The following is an 18,744-nucleotide window of genomic DNA, read 5'->3' as shown; positions in this document are numbered from 1 at the left end:
CGCGGCGGCGCCGGGCGTGGCCTCGTGCCCGCCGGGCGCGGCTCGCCCGCGTCGAACCGGCGCAGGCGCAGCGATCGGACGTGGGCGACCGGACGTCCTTCGACGTCGGCGCAGTGCACCGTGACGGCGTCCGGGCCGGCCGGCGAGACGCGCACGCGAAGGGCGGTCGCGTCGGCGGCGTCGAGCCTCACGCCGGTCCAGCGGTGCGGGAGCCGGAGCCCGTCCCCGGCGTCGCCGGGGGGCTGGAGCTCAAGGACGTGCAGGGCCGCGTCCAGCAGCGCCGGGTGCAGGGCGAAGCCGTCCGCGCCGGCCACGGCGTCCTCGGGCAGCCGGACCTCGGCGAGCAGGTCGCCGCCGGACCGCCAGGCCGCCTCGAGCCCCCGGAACGCCGGCCCGTACACCCGTCCCGACTCGGCGAGCCGGTCGTAGAGGCCGTCCAGGTCGACCGGTTGCGCGCCGTCGCCGGGCCAGGCGGCCGGCTCCGCCGCCGGGCCCCCGTCGTCCTCGGCGGCCAGCACGGCGGTGGCGTGCAGCGTCCACTCGCCGTCCTGCCACTCCCGGGACCGTACGGTGGCGGGGCGCCCGCCGCCGGGGCCCTCGGGGCCGACCCACACTTGGAGCCGCACGGCGCCGGCCGCGGGGACGGCCAGCGGCGCGTGGACCTCCAGCTCGGCCACCCCGCCGGCGCCGGTCACGTCGGCGGCCCGCAGGAGCAGGTCGAGCTGGGCGGTGGCCGGCAGGACCGGGGTGTCCAGCAGGACGTGGTCGGCCAGCCAGGGGCAGGCGTCCGGGGACAGCACGCCGACCAGCACGTGCGCCCCGGTGTCGGGGAGCGAGACGGCTCCGCCGAGCAGCGGGTGGTCCACGGCGGCGAGCCCGAGCGCCGGGGAGGCCGGGTCGCGCGGCGCCGGGGCGAGCCAGTACCGGCGGTGCTCGAACGGGTAGGTGGGCAGCTCCACGCTCCGGGACGGCGGGCCGCCGAAGAAGGCCTTCCAGTCGATCGCGGCACCGCGCACATGCGCCCGGCCGAGCGCGGTGACCAGGGAGCGGACCTCGGGACGCCCTCGGCGCAGTACGCCGAGGCATGCGAGCTCGGCCTCGGCCGCGCACTCGCCGGCCATCGCCGCGAGCACTCCGCCCGGCCCGAGCTCCAGCAGGCCCGTCATCCCCTCGGCCACCAGACGGCGCACGCCGTCGGCGAACCGGACGGCCTCCCTGACGTGCCTGACCCAGTAGTCCGGCGAGCGGAGCCGGCCCGGTTCGGCGATCTCACCGGTGAGGTTGGACACCACCGGCACGTCGGGCGGCCGGAACGTCAGGGTCCGCGCCGTGGCGCGGAAGGCCTCCAGCATCGGCTCCATGCGCGGGGAGTGGAAGGCGTGGCTGACCCGTAGCGGGGTGGCCTTGCGGCCCCTTGCCCGGAAGGCCTCCGCGACGGCGGCCACGCCGTCCTCGTCGCCGGAGACGACCACGGCGCGAGGACCGTTGACCGCGGCGACGGCGATCCGCCCCGAGACATCCGCACCGTCCGAACCATTGCCCGAGACGCCCGACACGTTCGAGACACCCGACACGTTCAAGTCATCCGACATGTTCGAGACGTCCGACACATCAGACACGTCCGAGACATTCGACACGTCCGAGACGCCCGAAACGTCCGACACGTCAGACACGTCCGCGAGGCCCGGGACGCTGGTGATGACGTCGAGGACCTCCTGCTCGGTCGCGTCCAGCGCGGCCATGGCACCGCCGGCCGGCAGTCCCGCCATCAGCCGCCCCCGCGTCGCGACGAGCAGGGCCGCGTCGGGCAGCGCCAGCACGCCGGCGGCGTGCGCGGCGACCACCTCGCCGACCGAGTGCCCTATCAGCAGGTCCGGTTGCACGCCCCAGGACCGCACGAGCCGGAACAGCGCCGTCTCCAGCGCGAACAGCGCCGCCTGCGCGAAGTCGGTGCGGTCGAGCAGCGCCGCCTCGCCCGTGCCCTCCGGCGCCCACATGATCTCGCGCAGCGGGCGTTCCAGGTGCGGGTCGAGCGCGGAGCAGGCCGCGTCGAACGCGGCGGCGAAGGCGGGGAACGCGGCGTGCAGGTCGCGGCCCATGCCGGGATACTGGCTGCCCTGCCCGGTGAAGCCGACCGCGAGCCCGCCCTCGCCCGCCGTGCCGGACAGCCCGGGTCCCGGCGGGTCCCCGTCGGCGACGGCGGCCAGCCCGCGCCGCAGTTCCTCCCGGTCCCCGGCGACGACCACGGCGCGCACCGGCAGGGACGCCCGGGTCGTGGCCAGCGCGGCCGCGAGGTCGGGCAGGGCGAGATAGGTGTCCTCCTCCAGCAGGCCGAGCAGCCGTCCCGCCTGGACGCGCAGCGCGGGCTCGGTGCGCGCCGACAGGATGAACGGCAGCAGAGCGGGGGGCCGCGCCGGCGCGGCGGCGGGCTCGGGAACGGGCGCCTCCTCCAGGACGAGGTGGGCGTTGGTGCCGCTGACGCCGAAGGACGACACGGCCGCGCGGCGCGGGCGCCCGGTCCGTGGCCACGGGGTGTGCTCGGTCAGCAGGCGCACGGAACCCGCGTCCCAGTCCACGGCCGGGGTGGGCCGGTCGACGTGCAGGGTGCGCGGCAGCATGCCGTGCCGCATCGCCTCGGCCATCTTGATCACCGCGCCGACGCCCGCGGCCGCCTGAGTGTGTCCCAGGTTGGACTTCATCGATCCAAGGAGCAGCGGAGCCCCGGTGTCCCGGTCGCGGCCGTAGGCCGCGAGGATCGCGTTGGCCTCGATGGGGTCGCCGAGGACGGTGCCCGTGCCGTGCGCCTCCACCGCGTCGACCTCGGAGGGCGCGAGGCACGCGTCGGCCAGCGCCCGCCGGATCACGCGCTGCTGGGCGGGCCCGCTCGGCGCGGTCAGCCCGTTGCTCGCCCCGTCCTGGTTGACGGCGCTCCCCTTGATCACGGCGAGTACCCGGCGGCCGTGGCGGCGCGCGTCCGACAGCCGTTCCAGCACCAGCACGCCGACCCCCTCCGACCAGCCGGTGCCGTCCGCGGCCGCGGCGAACGCCTTGCACCGGCCGTCGGGGGCCAGCCCGCCCTGGCGGCTGAACTCGATGAAGGTGGCCGGGCTCGCCATCACCGCGACGCCGCCCGCGAGCGCCAGCGGGCATTCGCCGCGCCGCAGCGCCTGCACCGCCAGGTGGACCGCCACCAGAGAGGAGGAGCAGGCGGTGTCCAGGGTGAGCGCCGGTCCGGTGAGGCCGAGCGTGTAGGCCAGGCGGCCGGAGGCGACGGCGCCCGAGGTGCCGGTCCCCACCAGGCGTTCGAGGTCTTCGGGGAGCCGGCCGCTCTGGCTCGCGTAGTCGTGGAACATCAGCCCGGCGTACACGGCGGTGTCGGTGCCCCGCAGCGCGTGCGGGTCGATGCCGGCGCGTTCGATCGCCTCCCAGCCGACTTCGAGCAGCAGCCGCTGCTGGGGATCCATGGCCAGGGCCTCCCGGGGGCTGACGCCGAAGAACGGGGCGTCGAAGTCGCCGGCCGCGTCCAGGAACCCTCCTTCGCGCGTGGCGACGGTGCCCGCCTCGGTGCCGTCGCCGCGCAGGAGCCGGTCGAGATCCCAGCCCCGGTCGGCGGGGAACCCGGTGATCGCGTCCCCGCCGCCCGCCACGAAGCGCCACAGGTCTTCGGGCGAGGAGATCCCGCCGGGGTAGCGGCAGGCCATCCCGATGATCGCGATGGGCTCCCCCCCGCCGGTCATCCGCGACGCCGGTCCGCCGGCGGGGGCGTCCGCGCCGGCGGCGTCCGGCCCGCCGAACAGCTCGTCGTCCAGGAAGGAGGCGACGGCGTCGGCCGTCGGACGGTCGAAGGCCAGCGACACGGGCAGCCGCAGCCCGGTCCTGGCGGCCAGCGTGTCACGCAGCCGCACGGCGCTGAGCGAGGTGAATCCGAGACGGGTGAAGGCCAGCGTGGGATCGACGCCGCCCGGATCGTCGAGGTCGAGCAGCCGTGCGACCTCCTCGCGCACCATCTCGCCGAGGGCGCGCAGGCGCCCGCGCGCGGGCAGCGGGGACAGCCGCGCGCGCAGCTCCGAGAGCCGTCCCGCCTCGGACCCGTCGTCCGCACCGGGTGAGGGGTCCTGCGGCGGGCGGGAGCCGGGGCCGCCGGCCGCGCGCGGGCCGGCGCGCGACGCCGTCACCGGGAACGGCACCGCCCAGGCCGCGTCGAAGGCCGCGCGGACCTCGCCGTCGCCGATCTCCTCCGCCGTCCCGAGGGCGACGACCCTCGTGCGGTCCGCGCCCTCGGCGAGCGCCGTGGCGTAGGCGACGGCGGCGGCCCCGGCGGCGTCCCGCCCGGCCGCGAGGTCGCCGCCGGGCGGCACGCACAGCGTCACGGCCGTCGCCGTGCCCCCACGGGCCACCAGCGCGAGCAGGTGCCCGGCGGCCACGGCGTCGCGCACCGAGGCGACCGGATGCACGACCGCCGTGACCGGCCCGCCCGCGTCGAGCAGGCCGGCGGCTCCCGCCTCCGTGGCCGGGTCCGCGGGGACCACGGTCACGGAGGCGCCCAGGCCGGCGAGCTCGGCGGCCAGCACCCGGGCCGCCCCATGCCCGTCGTCCTCCAGCACGACGTCCTCGACGCCGTAGGCGGCGACCAGATGCGTCGCGAGCACCCGTGCCGGCCGGGACCAGGCGCCGGTCACCAGCACCCTGGCCTCGGTGCCGAGGGGAGGGCCGTCGACCCTGGCGGCGGCGGGGACCCGGGAGAAGGCAGGCGCCAGCGGCGTGCCGTCCCGGACGGCGAGGTCCTCCCCTCCGGACGCGGCGCGGACGGCGCCCCACGCGGCGTCGGCGTCGGCGGCCGTGGCGTCGGAGGGCAGGTCGACCAGGGTGACGCGGTCGCCGTGCCGTGCGCGCGACCAGGCGCGCAGCGCGGCGCCGAGCGGGTCGGCCCGCTCGCCGGGACGGGCGGCCACCGCGTCACGGGTGAGTACAGCGACGCGCCCGGGCAGTCCCGTCAGGTCCAGGTCCTCAAGGCCGGCGAGGAGGCCGGCCAGGGAGCCGCCGGCGCCGGAGAGGGCCGGGGCCGCGAGCAGGCAGCCGTCGAAGCGCCCATCCGCGCGGCGGGCCGCCGCCGGATCGGGGAAGATCGCGGCGGCGCCGCCGGATCGCCGTAGCCCCGCCTCGACGCCGGGGTCCTCCTCGCCGACCAGGGCCCAGCTCCCGGCGTGCGGGCCGGCCGGCGCGGGAGCGGCGGTCCAGGGGGTCCAGCGCGAGCGCCACAGGTTCTCGTGGTGGGGGGTGCCGGCGGCGCGCAGACGGGAGGGCAGGCCGGGGAGGGCACGCCGGCTGATCTTGCCAGAGCCGGTGCGCGGCAGGGCGGCGACCTCGCGCAGCTCCACGGGCACCTTGAAATAGCTGAGATGCCGGCGGCACGCCTCCACCGCTTCCTCCGGCGACCAGTCGGCGTCCGACGGGACCACGTAGGCGACCGGGACCTCGCCCAGAGCCTCGTCGGGGTGGGCCGCGACGCCGGCGTCCGCGATCCCCGGCACGGCGCGCAGCACCTCCTCGATCTCGCCCGGGTGGATGTTCTCCCCCGCGCGGATGATCAGTTCCTTGATCCTGCCCGTGATGGTGAGACGCCCTTCGGGATCCATCCGGGCCAGATCGCCCGTGTGGTACCAGCCCTCCCGCAGCGCCTCCGCGGTCTCCCGCTCGCGGCCGTGGTAGCCGATCATCAGGCTCGGGCCCCTGACCAGGACCTCCCCCTCCTCGCCGGGGCCGGCGGCGACGCCGGTCACCGCGTCGGCCAGCCGCACCTCGGTCCCGGGCACGGCGACCCCGCAGGTCCCTCCGACGCGCGGGGAGTCCGGGCGGCTCATCGTGATCGCGCCGCAGGTCTCCGTGCTCCCGTAGCTGTCCACCAGGGGCACGCCGAAGGCCTGCTCGACCGCGGCGCCCAGCGCCGAGCCGGTGACCGCGCCCGTCACAAGGCAGGCTCGCAGTCCCGGAATGGTCAGGCCGGTCTCGCCCACGGCCGCCACCAGGTGGTGGTACATCGCCGGGACGCCGACCAGCATGGTGAACGGCTCGGCGCGCACCGCCTCAAGGACGTCCCGCACGCCGAAGCCGGCCAGGAGCCGCGCGGTGGCGCCGCTCGCGGTGACGCCGAGGACGCAGAGGATGTGCGCGAGGCTGTGGTGCAGCGGCAGCGGCCACAGCAGCCGGTCGTCCGCGTTCAGCCCGAGGACGCCCTGGTAGGAGGCGCGTACCGACCACAGGCAGCTCGCCTGGCTGGACACGACGCCCTTGGGGCGTCCGGTGGTGCCCGACGTGTAGAGCATCCAGGCCGGCTCGCCGGGGCGCAGGTCGTCGCGCGGCCCCAGCTCGGGCGCGGTGCCGGCGAGCCGGGCGAAGTCGAGCGCGCCGGGCGCCGGGCCGTCGGCGAGGACGACGGTGAGCGGAGGCCGCCCCACGCTCAGGCGCTCGATCTGGCCGAGGTGCGCGCCGTCGGTGATGACGGTCCGGGCGCCGCTGTCGTCCAGCAGGTGGGCGAGTTCGGCGTCCGCGGACCGCGGGTCGGCCGGCACGCCGATCGCGGCCGCCCGGGTGACCGCGAGGAGGCTCTCCACCGTCTCGACGCGGTTCCCGAGCAGGATGAGGGCCCGGTCCAGGCGCCCGAGCCCGCCCGCGGCCAGGTGGCCGGCGAGCCGTCCGGTGCGCTCCCACAGCTGGGCGTAGGTGACCTCCCGCGCGGCGTCGGCGTAGGCCACCTGGTCCGCCCGGCGGGTCGCGTGGGTTTCGAGCAGCTCCGGCAGTGTCTCGAGGTCCTGGACTCGCGTCACTCGCGCGCTCCTCGCTCCTGGGGGATGGCAACCGCGGGTACGCACCCGAAGGACCCCGACGTTAGATAACGCCGAGCGGCGCCTACAAGCCCCTAATACAAGGCCCGCCCCTTACCGATTCACCGACGTCTGGAAGAGGCCGCTGGATAAGCACTACAGTCCGACTGGATTTCGCGCCGGACGACGCTCCGGCACTATTGGTCCCGTCCACCGGGCGCCATCTGACGAGCGTCTTCAGGGCCACCCCTGTAACCCCTAGCCGTTGATATGACGGCGTTCACACCCCGAGCGCATATCGCGCGCCACAGGGGCTGAAGTAGCGTTCGCGTCGTGCCCGACCAAATCAACAGGGGGCCAAAATGAGAATCAGCGAGCGCCTTGCGCCGGCCGCCGATCCCGCGGCGCCGGAACGGCCCTCCGCCCTGAAAGGCCCGGCCATCCTCGGGGTGGGCACGGCCACTCCCGAGACGTCCTACTCACAGCAGGACCTCCTGGACCTCTTCGGCATCCAGGACGAGCGCGTGCGCTCGGTGTTCCTCAACAGCGCGATCGACCGCCGCCACCTCACCGTCCCCCCGACCGGCTCCGACGGCCGGCCCCGCGTGGAGACGCAGGGCGAACTGCTGGCCAAGCACAAGAAACATGGCGTCGAGCTGGGCGCGCGGGCCCTGCAGACGTGCCTGAAGCGCATCGACGCCGCGGTCAGCGACATCGCCTACCTCGTCTGCGTCTCCACCACGGGGCTCCTCACCCCGGGGTTCACCGCGCTGCTCATCCGCGAACTGGGCATCCCGACGGACTGCGGAAGGCTCGACGTCGTCGGGATGGGCTGCAACGCGGGGCTCAACGCGCTCAACGCGACGACGAGCTGGGCTTCGGCCAATCCGGGCCGGCTGGCGATGATGGTGTGCATCGAGGCCTGCTCGGCGGCCTACGTCTTCGACGGGACCATGCGCTCGTCGGTCGTCAACAGCCTCTTCGGCGACGGCGCGGCGGCCGTCGCGGTGGCCGACGAGCCGGGACGGGATGGGCCGCGGGTCCTGAAGTACGCGAGCTGCATCATCCCCGACGCGATCGACGCGATGCGCTACGACTGGGACGACGCGCACGGCAAGTTCAGCTTCTACCTCGACCGCGACGTGCCCTACGTCGTCGGCGCGCACGCCGAGAAGGTCATCGGCGACCTCCTGCACGGCACCGGGCTGCGCCGCAGCGACATCGCGCACTGGCTGATCCACTCCGGGGGCAAGAAGGTCGTGGACTCCATGATGGTCAATCTCGGCCTGACCCGGCACGACGTGCGGCACACGACGGGCGTGCTGCGCGGCTACGGCAACCTCTCCAGCGGCTCCTTCCTCTTCTCCTACGAGCGGCTCGTGCGGGAGGGGGTCACGCGCCCCGGCGACCACGGCGTCCTGGTGACCATGGGGCCCGGGTCGACGCTGGAGACGGCGCTCGTCCGTTACTGACCCGCCACCCGCCCCCGACGAGGAGGACACCAGACAATGTCTCCCATCGACCTCGCCCCGCTCCCGCAGGCTCCGGGCGCCGCGTTGCGCGTGGACAGCGAGCGCGAACTGTCGCCCGCGCTGATCGCGGAGATCCACGCGTTCTGCGACCAGGCCGAGGACGCGCGGGCCGGCACGGCCGCCGTGCTGCGGCTCGGCGGCGCGGGCACAGCGCGGCACTGGCCCGGCGCCGTCGGCATCGACATGGTGAGCCGGTGGGAGAAGGCGCTGCGCCGGCTCGAACGGACCCAGATCGCGAAGATCGCCATCGTGGAGGGCGTCTGCGGCGGCCCCGCCTTCGAGGTCCTGCTCACCTCCGACTACCGCATCGGCGCGCCGGACGCGCGGTTCGAGGTGCCGGTGAGCGACGACAGCATCTGGGCGGGGATGGCGGTGCACCGGCTCGTCAGCCAGTTCGGCGGCGCGTTCGCCCGCCGGATGGTGCTCTTCGGCGCCGAGATGTCCGCCGAGCGCGCGCTCGAGACCGGCCTGCTCGACGAGATGCCCGCCGACGCGGCGACGTCCGCCGCGCGCGTGGCCGCGGCGGCCGGCCGTCTGGAGCAGGCGGAGCTGGCGATCCGGCGGCGCCTCGTCCACGACGCCGCCGCGACCAGCTTCGAGGACGCGCTCGGCATGCACCTGGCCGCCTGTGACCGCACGCTCGTCCGCCGCTCGGACGGCGCGCGCCCCGCCTCGCGGCAGGAACGCACGGGGCCCGGCGCCGGCGCCAAGGAGAACCGCCGATGAGGCGCGGCGCCGCCGGCACCGCGGACCCGTGGTCCGGGGCGGCCACGGTCTTCACCGGGGCGCTGCTGGCCGACGCCGACGCGCTCATGACCCACGCGGCGGAGGTGGACGAACTGCTGGCCGGCCTCCCGCCCAAAGCCGAACGCGGGCCCGACCAGCGGCGACTGGCCGACGAGGCCCTCACCCAGCGCCGGCGGGCGCGCCACGGCTTCCTGCGGCTGCACGCCGAGCAGGTCTACGAGGAGCTGACCGGAGGGCTGCGCGAACGGCTGCGGCTGCCGGAGCTGGTGTTCGCCGCGGCCGACGCCTTCCCCGGGCTGGCGCCGACGAGGGAGCAGATGGCCGCGGAGCGCGAGTTCGCCCAGGCCGGTAAGGACGGCCTGGAGATCGACCAGGGCATCTTCTTCCACGCCGTGCTCGGCTCCCCGCGGGCCGGGCACCACCTGCTGGACTCGATGCTCTGCCCGACGCGGCGGGCCAGGTCGCTGCTCGCCGAGTGGCGCAGGACGGGCTCGGCCGTGCTGGGCACGCTGCGCCTCGAGCGGCTCGGGCAGGCCGCGCACATCACGCTGGCCAACGGCCGTTTCCTCAACGCCGAGGACGACCAGCTCATCGACGACATGGAGACCGCGGTCGACCTGGTGCTCCTGGACGACCAGGTCAAGGTCGGCGTGCTGCGCGGCGGGCAGATGACCCACCCCCGCTACCAGGGCCGCCGGGTCTTCTGCGCCGGGATCAACCTGGTGGACCTCCACCAGGGCCGCATCTCCTACGTGGACTTCCTGCTGCGCCGCGAGCTCGGGTACATCCACAAGCTCATCAGGGGCGTGCGCTCGGAGGACCCGTGGCCGCGCCCGACGGTGGACAAGCCCTGGGTCGCCGCGGTCGAGACCTTCGCCATCGGCGGCGGCATGCAGCTGCTGTTCTCGGTCGACCACGTGATCGCCGCCGCCGACGCCTACTTCAGCCTCCCCGCCGCCCAGGAGGGGATCGTGCCCGGCATGGCCAACATGCGGCTGACGAGCCTCGCGGGGGGCCGGCTCTCGCGCCAGGTCATCCTGGCCGGGCGCAAGATCTGGGCCGGCGAGCCCGACGCCCGGCTCATCTGCGACGAGGTCGCCGACCCCAACCTCATGGACGCCGCCGTCCAGGCCGCGACGGAGCGGCTCGCCAACCCGGCGGTCGTCGCCAACCGCCGGATGATCAACCTCGCGGAGGAACCGGTCGACCACTTCCGCGCCTACGCCGCCGAGTTCGCCCTCGAACAGGCGCTGCGGCTGTACAGCCCGGACGTCATCGACAAGGTCCACCGGTTCAGCACGGGGCGGTCCTCCCCCGGGCGGGCGCGCGGCGAGTCATGACGACCAGGTCCCGATCGTCGGCCGCGGCCCCCGCCACCGGCCCGGGCAGGAGGAAACGATGTCCGTTCTTCTCGACGCCGGCATGCTGGACGGCCGGCTGTTCGGCGCGGGCAGGAGCACGGCGGCGCGCACGCGCGACGTCGTCGAACCCGCGACCGGCAAGACGCTCGCCTGCGTGGGCGTCGCCGACGCCGTCGACGCCGGCCTCGCGGCCCGCGCCGCCGCGCGGGCGCAACCGGGCTGGCAGGACGCGGCCCCGGCCGAACGCGCCGCGGTGCTGCGCCGCGCGGCCGAGGTGCTGGACAGGCATCGCGAGGAGGCGGCCGGCTGGCTGATCCGGGAGGGCGGCGCCGTCCCCATGAAGGCCGAGGCGGAGATCGGCGCGGCGCTCGACGAGCTGCGGGAGGCGTCCGCGCTGCCGACCCGGCCGCACGGCCATCTGCTGCCCTCCTCCCCCGGCCGGGCCAGCCTGGCCCGGCGGGTGCCGCTCGGCGTCGTCGCGGTGATCACACCGTGGAACTTCCCCCTGCTGCTCGCCCTCCGCTCGGTCGCGCCCGCGCTCGCGCTCGGCAACGCCGTCGTGCTCAAGCCAGACGAGCGCACGGCCGTCTCCGGCGGCCTGCTGGTGGCCCGCCTGTTCGAGGAGGCGGGCCTTCCCGAGGACGTCCTGCACGTCCTGCCGGGCGACGCCGGGCCGGGCAAGGCGCTGGCCTGCGACCCGGACGTCGCGATGGTGTCGTTCACCGGGTCGACGGCCGCCGGCAGGGAGGTGGGCGCGGTGACCGGGCGCGCTCTCAAACGGGCGTCGCTGGAGCTCGGCGGAAACAACGCCCTGATCGTCCTCGACGACGCGGACGTGGAGCGCGCCTCCTCCGCGGGGGCCTTCGGGTCCTTCTTCCACCAGGGCCAGATCTGCATGGCGGCCGGCCGGCACATCGTGCACGCCTCCGTGGCGGCCGAGTACACCGACCGGCTGGTCGAACGGGCGAACCGCCTGACGGTGGGCGACCCGTGGACCGGGCCGGCCGACCTCGGCCCGATGATCGACGCGGGCCAGCTCCAGCGGGCGCACGAGATCGTCGCCGCCAGCGTCGAGGCCGGCGCCGAGCTGCGCTGCGGAGGCGCCGGCACGGGCCTGTTCTACCGGCCGACCGTGCTGACCGGCGTGACGCGCGACATGCCGGCGTTCACCGAGGAGATCTTCGGCCCGGTCGCGCCGATCATCGTCGTCGGCGACGAGGACGAGGCGGTGGCCGTGGCCAACGACACCGGTTACGGGCTGACCGCCGCCGTGCTGACCGGATCGGCCGAACGCGGCCTGCGGCTGGCGGACCGGCTGCGGACCGGCATCGCGCACGTCAACGACCAGACCGTCAACGACGAGGCGGTCGTTCCGTTCGGCGGGCGGGGCGCCTCGGGCAACGGCGCCCCGCACGGCGCGCCGCACAGCTGGGAGTCCTACACCCAGTGGCAGTGGCTGACCGTCCGCGGCACGCCGCAGCCCTTCCCGTTCTAGGCGTCCCCCGCCCCGTCCGTCCGGACCTGCCCGCGCCCCGCGGCGGGGCCGGACGGCCGGGGCGGGGCGGCAGGACGGCGGCACGGCCCGGGTTCGGGCGGCGGTACGACGGGGGCGCGGCCGGCGCCGGCATCCACCATGGGGAGACGGAAGGAGCGGCCGATGCCGTCCAGAGTGCTGTACGTGAAGAAGGACCGCGTCGCCCACGTGACCCTGAACCGGCCCGAGGTCCTCAACGCCATGGACCTGCGCACGCACGAGGAGCTCGCCGAGATCTGGGACGACTTCGAGCGGGACGACGACCTGTGGGCCGGCGTCCTGTCCGGTGCGGGCGATCGCGCCTTCTGCGTCGGGCAGGACCTCAAGGAGCTCGTCGCGTCCGCGCCCTCCGGCCCCTCGCGGCCCGCGACGTTCGGCAGCAGGGGCAGGCCCGGCTGGCCCCGGCTGACCGAACGCTTCACGCTGTCCAAGCCGCTGATCGCCAAGGTCCGCGGGTACGCCCTGGGCGGCGGATTCGAGCTGGCCCTGGCGTGCGACATCATCGTCGCCGCCGAGGACGCCCAGTTCGGTCTCCCCGAGGCGCGGCTGGGCCTGATCCCGGGCGCGGGCGGCGTCTTCCGGCTCACCCGCCAGATCCCTTACCGCACCGCGCTCGGGCATCTGATCACCGGCCGCCGTCTCGGCGCCGCCCGCGCGCACGAGCTCGGCCTGATCAACGAGGTCGTCCCCGCCGCCGAGCTCGACGCGGCGGTGGAGGCCTGGCTGGCGGACCTGCTGCGGTGCGCGCCCCTGTCCGTCCGCGCGATCAAGGAGGCGGCCCTGACCGCCGCCACCCTCCCGCTGGAGGAGGCCTTCGCCCGGCGCTACGTGTGGGAGGAGAGGCGGATGGTGAGCGAGGACTCCCGTGAGGGGCCGCTGTCGTTCGTGGAGAAGCGGCCGCCCCGATGGCAGGGGCGCTGAGCGGGACGGCCTTCCTGGCTCACAACGGGATGTTGCCGTGGTGGCCGCGCCCGGGCGGGGCGGCGGCCAGCGCCTCGGCCAGCTTGCGGCGCGTGTCCGCGGGGTCGATCACCTCGTCGATGACGCCGAGCGAGATCCCGCGGTCCAGGCCGCCGGCGACCTGGCGGTGCTCGTCGGTGAGCCGGGCCCGCAGCGTCTCGCGCTCGGCCTCCGGGGCCGCCGCCAGCGCCTTGCGGTGCAGGATGCCCACGGCCGCCTCGGCGCCCATCACCGCGACCTCCGCCTCCGGCCAGGCGAACACCGCCGTCGCGCCCAGCGACCGGGAGTTCATGGCGATGTAGGCGCCGCCGTAGGACTTGCGCGTCACCAGGGTCACGCGCGGCACCTCGGCCTCGCCGAAGGCGTACAGGAGCTTGGCCCCGCGCCGGACGACGCCCTCCCATTCCTGCCGTACGCCCGGCAGGTAGCCCGGCACGTCCACGATCACCACGAGCGGAAGGCCGAACGAGTCGCACATGCGCACGAAGCGGGCCGCCTTCTCGGCGCTCAGCGAGTCCAGGCAGCCTCCCTTGCGCAGCGGGTTGTTCGCGATGACGCCGATCGACCGGCCCGCCAGCCTGCCGAACCCCACCACGATGTTCGGCGCCCACCTGGCCTGCAGTTCGGTGAAGGCGCCCGCGTCCACGACCCTGCGGACCAGGGGCCGCACGTCGTAGGCCCTGCGGGCCTGCGGCGGCAGCAGGGCCCGCAGGTCCTCGGGGCCGCCGAGCGAGGCCGGGTCGAAGAAGCCCGGCCGGGCGAGCAGGCCGGTGATCTCCCGGGCCGTCGCGAAGACGTCCTCCTCGGTCTCCTCGACGACGTGGACGACGCCGGAGTTGCGGCCGTGCGCGTCGGGCCCGCCGAGCCCTTCCATGTCGATCTCTTCGCCGGTGACGCTCCGCACCACGTCGGGCCCGGTGACGAAGACCCGGCCGGCCGCCCCCATGATCACCAGGTCGGTGAGGGCGGGGCCGTAGGCCGCGCCCCCCGCCGCGGGCCCGAGCACCAGCGAGAGCTGCGGCACCCGGCCCGAGGCGTGGATCATCGCCGCGAACATGTGGCCGATGCCGTCCATCGACTCGACGCCCTCGGCGAGCCGGGCCCCGCCTGAGTGCCACAGCCCGATCACCGGGCAGCGGTCGCGCACGGCGGTGTGGATGGCCTCGGCGATCCGCCTGCTGCCCGCCGATCCGATCGCCCCGCCCATCAGGGCGGCGTTCGTGCAGTACGCGACGACGGGTGCGCCGCCGACCCGGCCGCGCACCGTGCGCACCTCGCCGCAGGCCGGGTCGCCGAAGGGCGTCTGGGACCCGGCGTCCAAGAGCGTCTCCAGCCGGTGCGCCGGGTCGCGCACGTCGATCCGCGCCGGGCGGATATCGAGTTGCGTCATTTTCCACCTCGTATGTGATGGGATGGCGCGGAGTACGCCGGGAAAGGCTTTTCACTCGCGGTCGGAATCATCTCGAAAATGCGCCGATCGAATATGCGCAAAGCTAATTACAACGGCTGCCCCTACTTCAACCCCTAACAACCCCTGTCGAAAGTGCGGCCGCGACCACTATGAATGCGATCACCCTCGAGATAAAGATATCGGCGCGAAAGGGCAGGTTGTGCGCGCCGGCGTGCGTGAACGTCATCGGACCGGAGCGCGGGAGGGCGAGAGCGCCGCGCGGCCGGAAACGCGGCGCGGCACGGAAGGCCCGCGCGGAGGAGATGCCGGCCGTTTCCCGTGCGGGGGGCGGATTATCGCCGAACCTGTGGCACGGGGGCCCGCGTCACGGCGGTGAAGGCGCTCTCGCGGGGAGGGAAGGTCACGATGACTACCAGGCCGCCGCCGGGGTTGGGCGTCGCGCGCACCCCCGCCCCGTGGGCCCCGGCGATCGACGCGACGATCGACAGACCGAGCCCGCTGCCCTGGTCACGGGTCGTGTGCAGCCGCCGGAACGGCGCGAACAGCTCGCCGAGACGGTCCACCGGCACCACCGGCCCGGTGTTGCGGACGGTCAGCTCCCGCCGCGAGAGCGTCAGCTCCACCGTTCCGCCGGGACGGTTGTAGCGGATCGCGTTGTCGACGAGGTTGGCGACGAGCCGGTGCAGCAAGACCGGATCCCCGTCGACGACGAGCGGTTCGACGCGCGTCGTCACGGTGACCTCCCCCGGGCGCCCTTCGGCCACGACGAGCCTGACCACCTCCTCAAGGGCCACCGGCCTCCTGCGGTCCAGGCCGTGTTCGGCCTGGGCCAGGACGAGCAGGGCGTCGATGAGGTTCTCGGTGCGGCGGTTGTGGAACAGCAGTTTGTCGCGGATCGCGCCGACGTCCTCGGGGAGGCCGATCTCGATCGCCGCCCGCTGGACGGCGAGCGGGGTGCGCAACTCGTGGGAGGCGTTGGCGATGAACCGCCGCTGCCCCTCGACGGAGCGTTCGAGCCGGTCGAGCATCGCGTTGAAGGTGTCCGCGAGTTCCCTCAGCTCGTCCTTCGGCCCGGTGACCGCGATCCGTTCGTGCAGGTTCGACATCGACAACCGGCGGGCCGTGGCGGTGATCCGGTGGACGGGCCGCAGGATCCGCCCGGCGACCAGCCAGCCGACGACGACCGACACCAGGGCGAGGACGCCGACCGTCAGCGTGGCCATCTCCCACTGGTAGTTGACCACGTCGTCCACCACATCCGGCAGCGGCACCGGCCGGACCTCCGGCATCGCGCGCCCCGGACCCGGCGGCGCGAACGGCGCGTCGGGGATCCGCCCGATCCGCGTCCGCAGCGCCTGGCTCAGCAGCACGTTGACCGTGACCAGCAGCACGACGGAGGTCAGCAGGAACAGCCCGGAGTAGATCAGCGTGAGCCGGACCCGCACCGTCGCCGCCGCGTGCGCCCGTCCCGCCGCCACGGCGTGCGCCCGTCCCGCCGTCACGGCGGACGCCCCGCCCGCGGTGGGCGCCCCGCCCGCGGTGGGCGCCCGGCCCGCCGTCACAGCAGGTATCCGGCGCCGGGAACCGTCTGGATGCACGGCGGGTCTCCCAGCTTGGCGCGCAGGCGGCTGACCACGACCCGCACGACGGTGGTGAACGGGTCGGCGTTCTCGTCCCACGCCTCTTCGAGCAGCCGTTCGGAGCTCACGACCGCGCCGTCCGCCCTCATCAGGACCTCCAGCACGGCGAACTCCTTGAGCGACAGGTGCAGATGCCGCCCGTCCCGCGACACCTGAAGCCGGTGGGCGTCCAGCACGATGCCGTGCCGGGTCAGCACCGGCGGCACCTGTGAGCGGCTGCGCCGCCCCAGCGCCTGCACCCGTGCGACCAGTTCGGCGTAGTCGAAGGGCTTCGGCAGGTAGTCGTCGGCTCCCATGCCGAGGCCCGCGACCCGCTCGGGCACCGACGCCGCCGCCGTCATCATCAGGATCCGCGTACGGCCGCCGCGCGCCACCAGCTCCCGGCAGACCAGGTCGCCGTGCATCTCCGGCAGGTCCCGGTCCAGCACGAGGACGTCGTAGTCGTGCACCGCCAGCCGCTCCGCCGCGGCGGCGCCGTCGTACACCACGTCGACGGCCATGGCATGGCGGCGCAACCCCACCGCCACCAGATCGGCCAGGTCGCGCTCGTCTTCGGCCACCAGCACTCGCATGCCGACGTTCGTACCCCATTCCCGGTAACAGCGGCGTTAACGCACCCGTTCACGGCCGTGCAACCCGCCTCCGGCCACGCTGGGGCCATGATCAGAGCCTTATGCGCCGCCGTCGTGTCGGCGGCCGCCTTGGTGTCCGCTCCCTCGGCGACCCCGGCCCCCGTCCCGAAGCCGGCCGCCCCGGCCGCCCCGGCCGCCCCGGCCTCCTCCACCGCCCCGGCCTCCTCCACCGCCCCGGCCTCTCCGGCGAGATCCGCGTCCTCATCGGCCTCCGCCGCTCCCGGCGGAGCCTGCGCGCCCGCCACGGCGCCCCCGGAGGACCCGGCGCCGACCACGGTGAACACCCTCAGGCAGGCGTACCTCTGCGTGCTGGACCACTACTACAGCGGCCCCGCCATGGATCCGAGGACGCTGCTGAAGAGCGCCTTCGCCGCCTACACCCAGGACCTGATGCGGCGCGGCGCCGACCGCCCCGGCCTCCAGCTGCCCGCCCTGACCGGGAACCGCGCGAGCGACTGGACGGCCGTGGCCAAGGTCCTCGGCGCCGGCGATCCCGCCGCGCTGCGCGCCGCGATCACCGGCATGGTCGCCGGACTGCACGACAACCACGCCCGCTCGATCCGGCCGACCCCGCCGCCGGAGGGCGGGCCGACCGGGACGGGCATCGCGGGCGCCGCCCCCCTGTACGGCCCGGAGCCCGACCCGGCCGCGCGGCCGCCGCTCTTCATCACCCGCGTCCTGCCCGGCAGCCCCGCGGCCAAGGCCGACGTCAGGCCGGGTGACATCGTGCTCAAGATCGGCGGCATGCCGCCGTTCATCGGGGACACCTTCAACCAGGGCATTCTCGCCGTCATCGAATCCACCCCGTTACGGCTCACGCTCAAGCGCCCCACCACCGGACGGGTCCGCACCGTGACGCTGAAGGAGGGCCCCGTCACGCAGGAACGCCCGGCGGTGACGTCCAAGGCGCTCGGCGACGGCGTCACCTACGTCCGGCTGCCCGCGTTCTTCCCCGAGGCCGCCGACCAGGTCATCGCCAAGCTGCAGGACAAGCCCAAGGCCGTCGTCCTGGATCTGCGCGGCAACGGCGGCGGGTCGCCCAAGGAGGTCACGCGGCTGCTCGGCGCGTTCGCGCACGGCAAGGTGACCAGCTATTTCTGCCCGCTCGAGGGCGAGTGCACCGCCAACCGCACCGATGACGGCGTGCCGCTCCTCGGCGCCCGCCTGATCGTGCTCACCGACCGCGGATGCGCCTCGGCCTGCGAGGACTTCAGCGGGGCCGTCAAGGACAACGGCATCGGCCCCCTCATCGGGACCCGCACCGCCGGAGCCGTCTCCGGGCCCGCCGCCGGTTACCTGCTCGACGACGGCAGCGTCCTGCTCCTGCCGCAGGTGCGGCACCTCGGGCCCGCACGCGAGATCATCGACACGATCGGGGTGCCGGTCGACCACTACGCGCCCATGACCGCCCTCGACCTCGCCTCCGGCCGCGACCCCGCCCTGGCCAAGGCCCTCGCGCTTCTGTAGAGCACCCGCGGGCGGACCGTCCGCGGCGGCCCCGCGCGGGTCAGCTCGCGGTCGGTCCGCGCCGGTGCTTCGGCACCACCGACACCGCCGCGAGCGCGATGCCCGCGTGCACCAGCGCCAGGACGAGCAGGAAGATCAGGCCGACCGGCCACAGGCCCTGTTCGCCGCCCGCGCCGCGGACGACCCCCATGACGAACCACACGAGGAACGGAAGCGGGGCCACCAGGCCCCACCAGAATCCCCTCCTGCCGGCCAGCCATTCGACGAGGGCCGTCAGGAGGGCGAGGACGAGGAAGACGGGGATCAGGTAGGGCGAGTCCATCTGGTCGCGGGACGTCGCCTCCGACGCCACCGGCGCGGTCGCGAGGGACAGCGCCACGCCCGCGGAACCGGCGAGGAGCAGGACGAGCACCCATACCACGGTGCCGGCCGGTCGAGACGGCAAGGCTTCCTCCCTCTCTCTGGCGCACATCGCACCCACCCGGTACGGCGCTACAGGAACGCATCCTCCCCCATGGCAACATCTTGATCAATCGCCGGCACGACCTCGAACCGTATATAGCCATAAAGGTGAAGAAGTCCAACCAATCGCGGCACTCCTCCACATAAGCGCATCGAGATAATGTCATACCGACGGTA

General features: G+C 74.7%; 11 protein-coding genes. 6 read left to right on the top strand and 5 right to left on the bottom strand.

Features of this window, described 5'->3' with window-relative positions; genetic code table 11:
* Positions 1–6,824 (bottom strand): beta-ketoacyl synthase N-terminal-like domain-containing protein (locus tag ACFO60_RS32330; RefSeq protein WP_380848114.1); only part of this gene is annotated, 6,824 nt, incomplete at its 3' end.
* Between the two features lie 359 nt (positions 6,825–7,183).
* On the opposite strand from ACFO60_RS32330, the gene dpgA reads away from it, so the two are divergent.
* The 5 genes from dpgA to dpgD all read left to right on the top strand — a co-directional run bounded on the left by dpgA (position 7,184) and on the right by dpgD (position 12,916).
* Positions 7,184–8,293, top strand: coding sequence for a 3,5-dihydroxyphenylacetyl-CoA synthase DpgA (gene dpgA / locus ACFO60_RS32325; protein WP_380848111.1), 1,110 nt, complete (start codon positions 7,184–7,186; stop codon positions 8,291–8,293).
* Between the two features lie 36 nt (positions 8,294–8,329).
* On the top strand, positions 8,330–9,079 hold the full coding sequence (gene dpgB / locus ACFO60_RS32320) for an enoyl-CoA-hydratase DpgB (protein WP_380848109.1): 750 nt from the start codon (positions 8,330–8,332) through the stop codon (positions 9,077–9,079).
* Entirely contained in the window at positions 9,076–10,440 is a 1,365-nt protein-coding gene (gene dpgC, locus ACFO60_RS32315) for a (3,5-dihydroxyphenyl)acetyl-CoA 1,2-dioxygenase DpgC (RefSeq protein WP_380848106.1), read from the top strand. Before dpgB ends, dpgC begins: the two co-directional genes overlap by 4 nt.
* 58 nt (positions 10,441–10,498) lie before the next feature.
* Entirely contained in the window at positions 10,499–11,956 is a 1,458-nt protein-coding gene (locus tag ACFO60_RS32310; RefSeq protein ID WP_380848103.1) for a benzaldehyde dehydrogenase, read from the top strand.
* Positions 11,957–12,118: 162 nt separating this feature from the next.
* Positions 12,119–12,916 (top strand): enoyl-CoA-hydratase DpgD, encoded by a 798-nt coding sequence (gene dpgD / locus ACFO60_RS32305; RefSeq protein WP_380848100.1) that lies wholly within the window; start codon positions 12,119–12,121, stop codon positions 12,914–12,916.
* A 19-nt stretch (positions 12,917–12,935) separates the two neighbouring features.
* On the opposite strand, the gene ACFO60_RS32300 is transcribed toward dpgD, so the two are convergent.
* The 3 genes from ACFO60_RS32300 to ACFO60_RS32290 all read right to left on the bottom strand — a co-directional run bounded on the left by ACFO60_RS32300 (position 12,936) and on the right by ACFO60_RS32290 (position 16,578).
* Positions 12,936–14,345, bottom strand: coding sequence for an acyl-CoA carboxylase subunit beta (locus tag ACFO60_RS32300; protein ID WP_380848097.1), 1,410 nt, complete (start codon positions 14,343–14,345; stop codon positions 12,936–12,938).
* A 353-nt stretch (positions 14,346–14,698) separates the two neighbouring features.
* Positions 14,699–15,928, bottom strand: a complete 1,230-nt coding sequence (locus ACFO60_RS32295; protein WP_380848094.1) for a HAMP domain-containing sensor histidine kinase — start codon at positions 15,926–15,928, stop codon at positions 14,699–14,701.
* Positions 15,925–16,578 (bottom strand): response regulator transcription factor, encoded by a 654-nt coding sequence (locus ACFO60_RS32290; RefSeq protein ID WP_380848091.1) that lies wholly within the window; start codon positions 16,576–16,578, stop codon positions 15,925–15,927. The genes ACFO60_RS32295 and ACFO60_RS32290 overlap by 4 nt, the downstream gene beginning before the upstream one ends.
* 87 nt (positions 16,579–16,665) lie before the next feature.
* Between ACFO60_RS32290 and ACFO60_RS32285 the strand changes: the two genes are divergently transcribed.
* Positions 16,666–18,105: a S41 family peptidase gene (locus ACFO60_RS32285; RefSeq protein ID WP_380848088.1), complete on the top strand. Its 1,440-nt coding sequence runs from the start codon at positions 16,666–16,668 to the stop codon at positions 18,103–18,105.
* A 40-nt stretch (positions 18,106–18,145) separates the two neighbouring features.
* On the opposite strand, the gene ACFO60_RS32280 is transcribed toward ACFO60_RS32285, so the two are convergent.
* Complete coding sequence (locus ACFO60_RS32280; protein ID WP_380848085.1) at positions 18,146–18,550, bottom strand: hypothetical protein; 405 nt, start codon at positions 18,548–18,550, stop codon at positions 18,146–18,148.
* Positions 18,551–18,744: the final 194 nt, after the last annotated feature.

The organism is Sphaerisporangium dianthi (genome assembly GCF_042654065.1).
In the GTDB taxonomy this organism is placed as follows: domain Bacteria; phylum Actinomycetota; class Actinomycetes; order Streptosporangiales; family Streptosporangiaceae; genus Sphaerisporangium; species Sphaerisporangium dianthi.
The sequence above is the reverse complement of the archived record's forward strand: the minus strand, read 5'-3'. Positions and strand labels throughout refer to the sequence as shown.

Coding starts and splice junctions, on each gene's coding strand:
- dpgB (WP_380848109.1), top strand. CDS start 8,330: ATGTCTCCCATCGACCTCGCCCCGCTCCCGCAGGCTCCGGGCGCCGCG.
- ACFO60_RS32300 (WP_380848097.1), bottom strand. CDS start 14,345: ATGACGCAACTCGATATCCGCCCGGCGCGGATCGACGTGCGCGACCCG.
- dpgD (WP_380848100.1), top strand. CDS start 12,119: ATGCCGTCCAGAGTGCTGTACGTGAAGAAGGACCGCGTCGCCCACGTG.
- dpgA (WP_380848111.1), top strand. CDS start 7,184: ATGAGAATCAGCGAGCGCCTTGCGCCGGCCGCCGATCCCGCGGCGCCG.
- dpgC (WP_380848106.1), top strand. CDS start 9,076: ATGAGGCGCGGCGCCGCCGGCACCGCGGACCCGTGGTCCGGGGCGGCC.
- ACFO60_RS32290 (WP_380848091.1), bottom strand. CDS start 16,578: ATGCGAGTGCTGGTGGCCGAAGACGAGCGCGACCTGGCCGATCTGGTG.
- ACFO60_RS32310 (WP_380848103.1), top strand. CDS start 10,499: ATGTCCGTTCTTCTCGACGCCGGCATGCTGGACGGCCGGCTGTTCGGC.
- ACFO60_RS32285 (WP_380848088.1), top strand. CDS start 16,666: ATGATCAGAGCCTTATGCGCCGCCGTCGTGTCGGCGGCCGCCTTGGTG.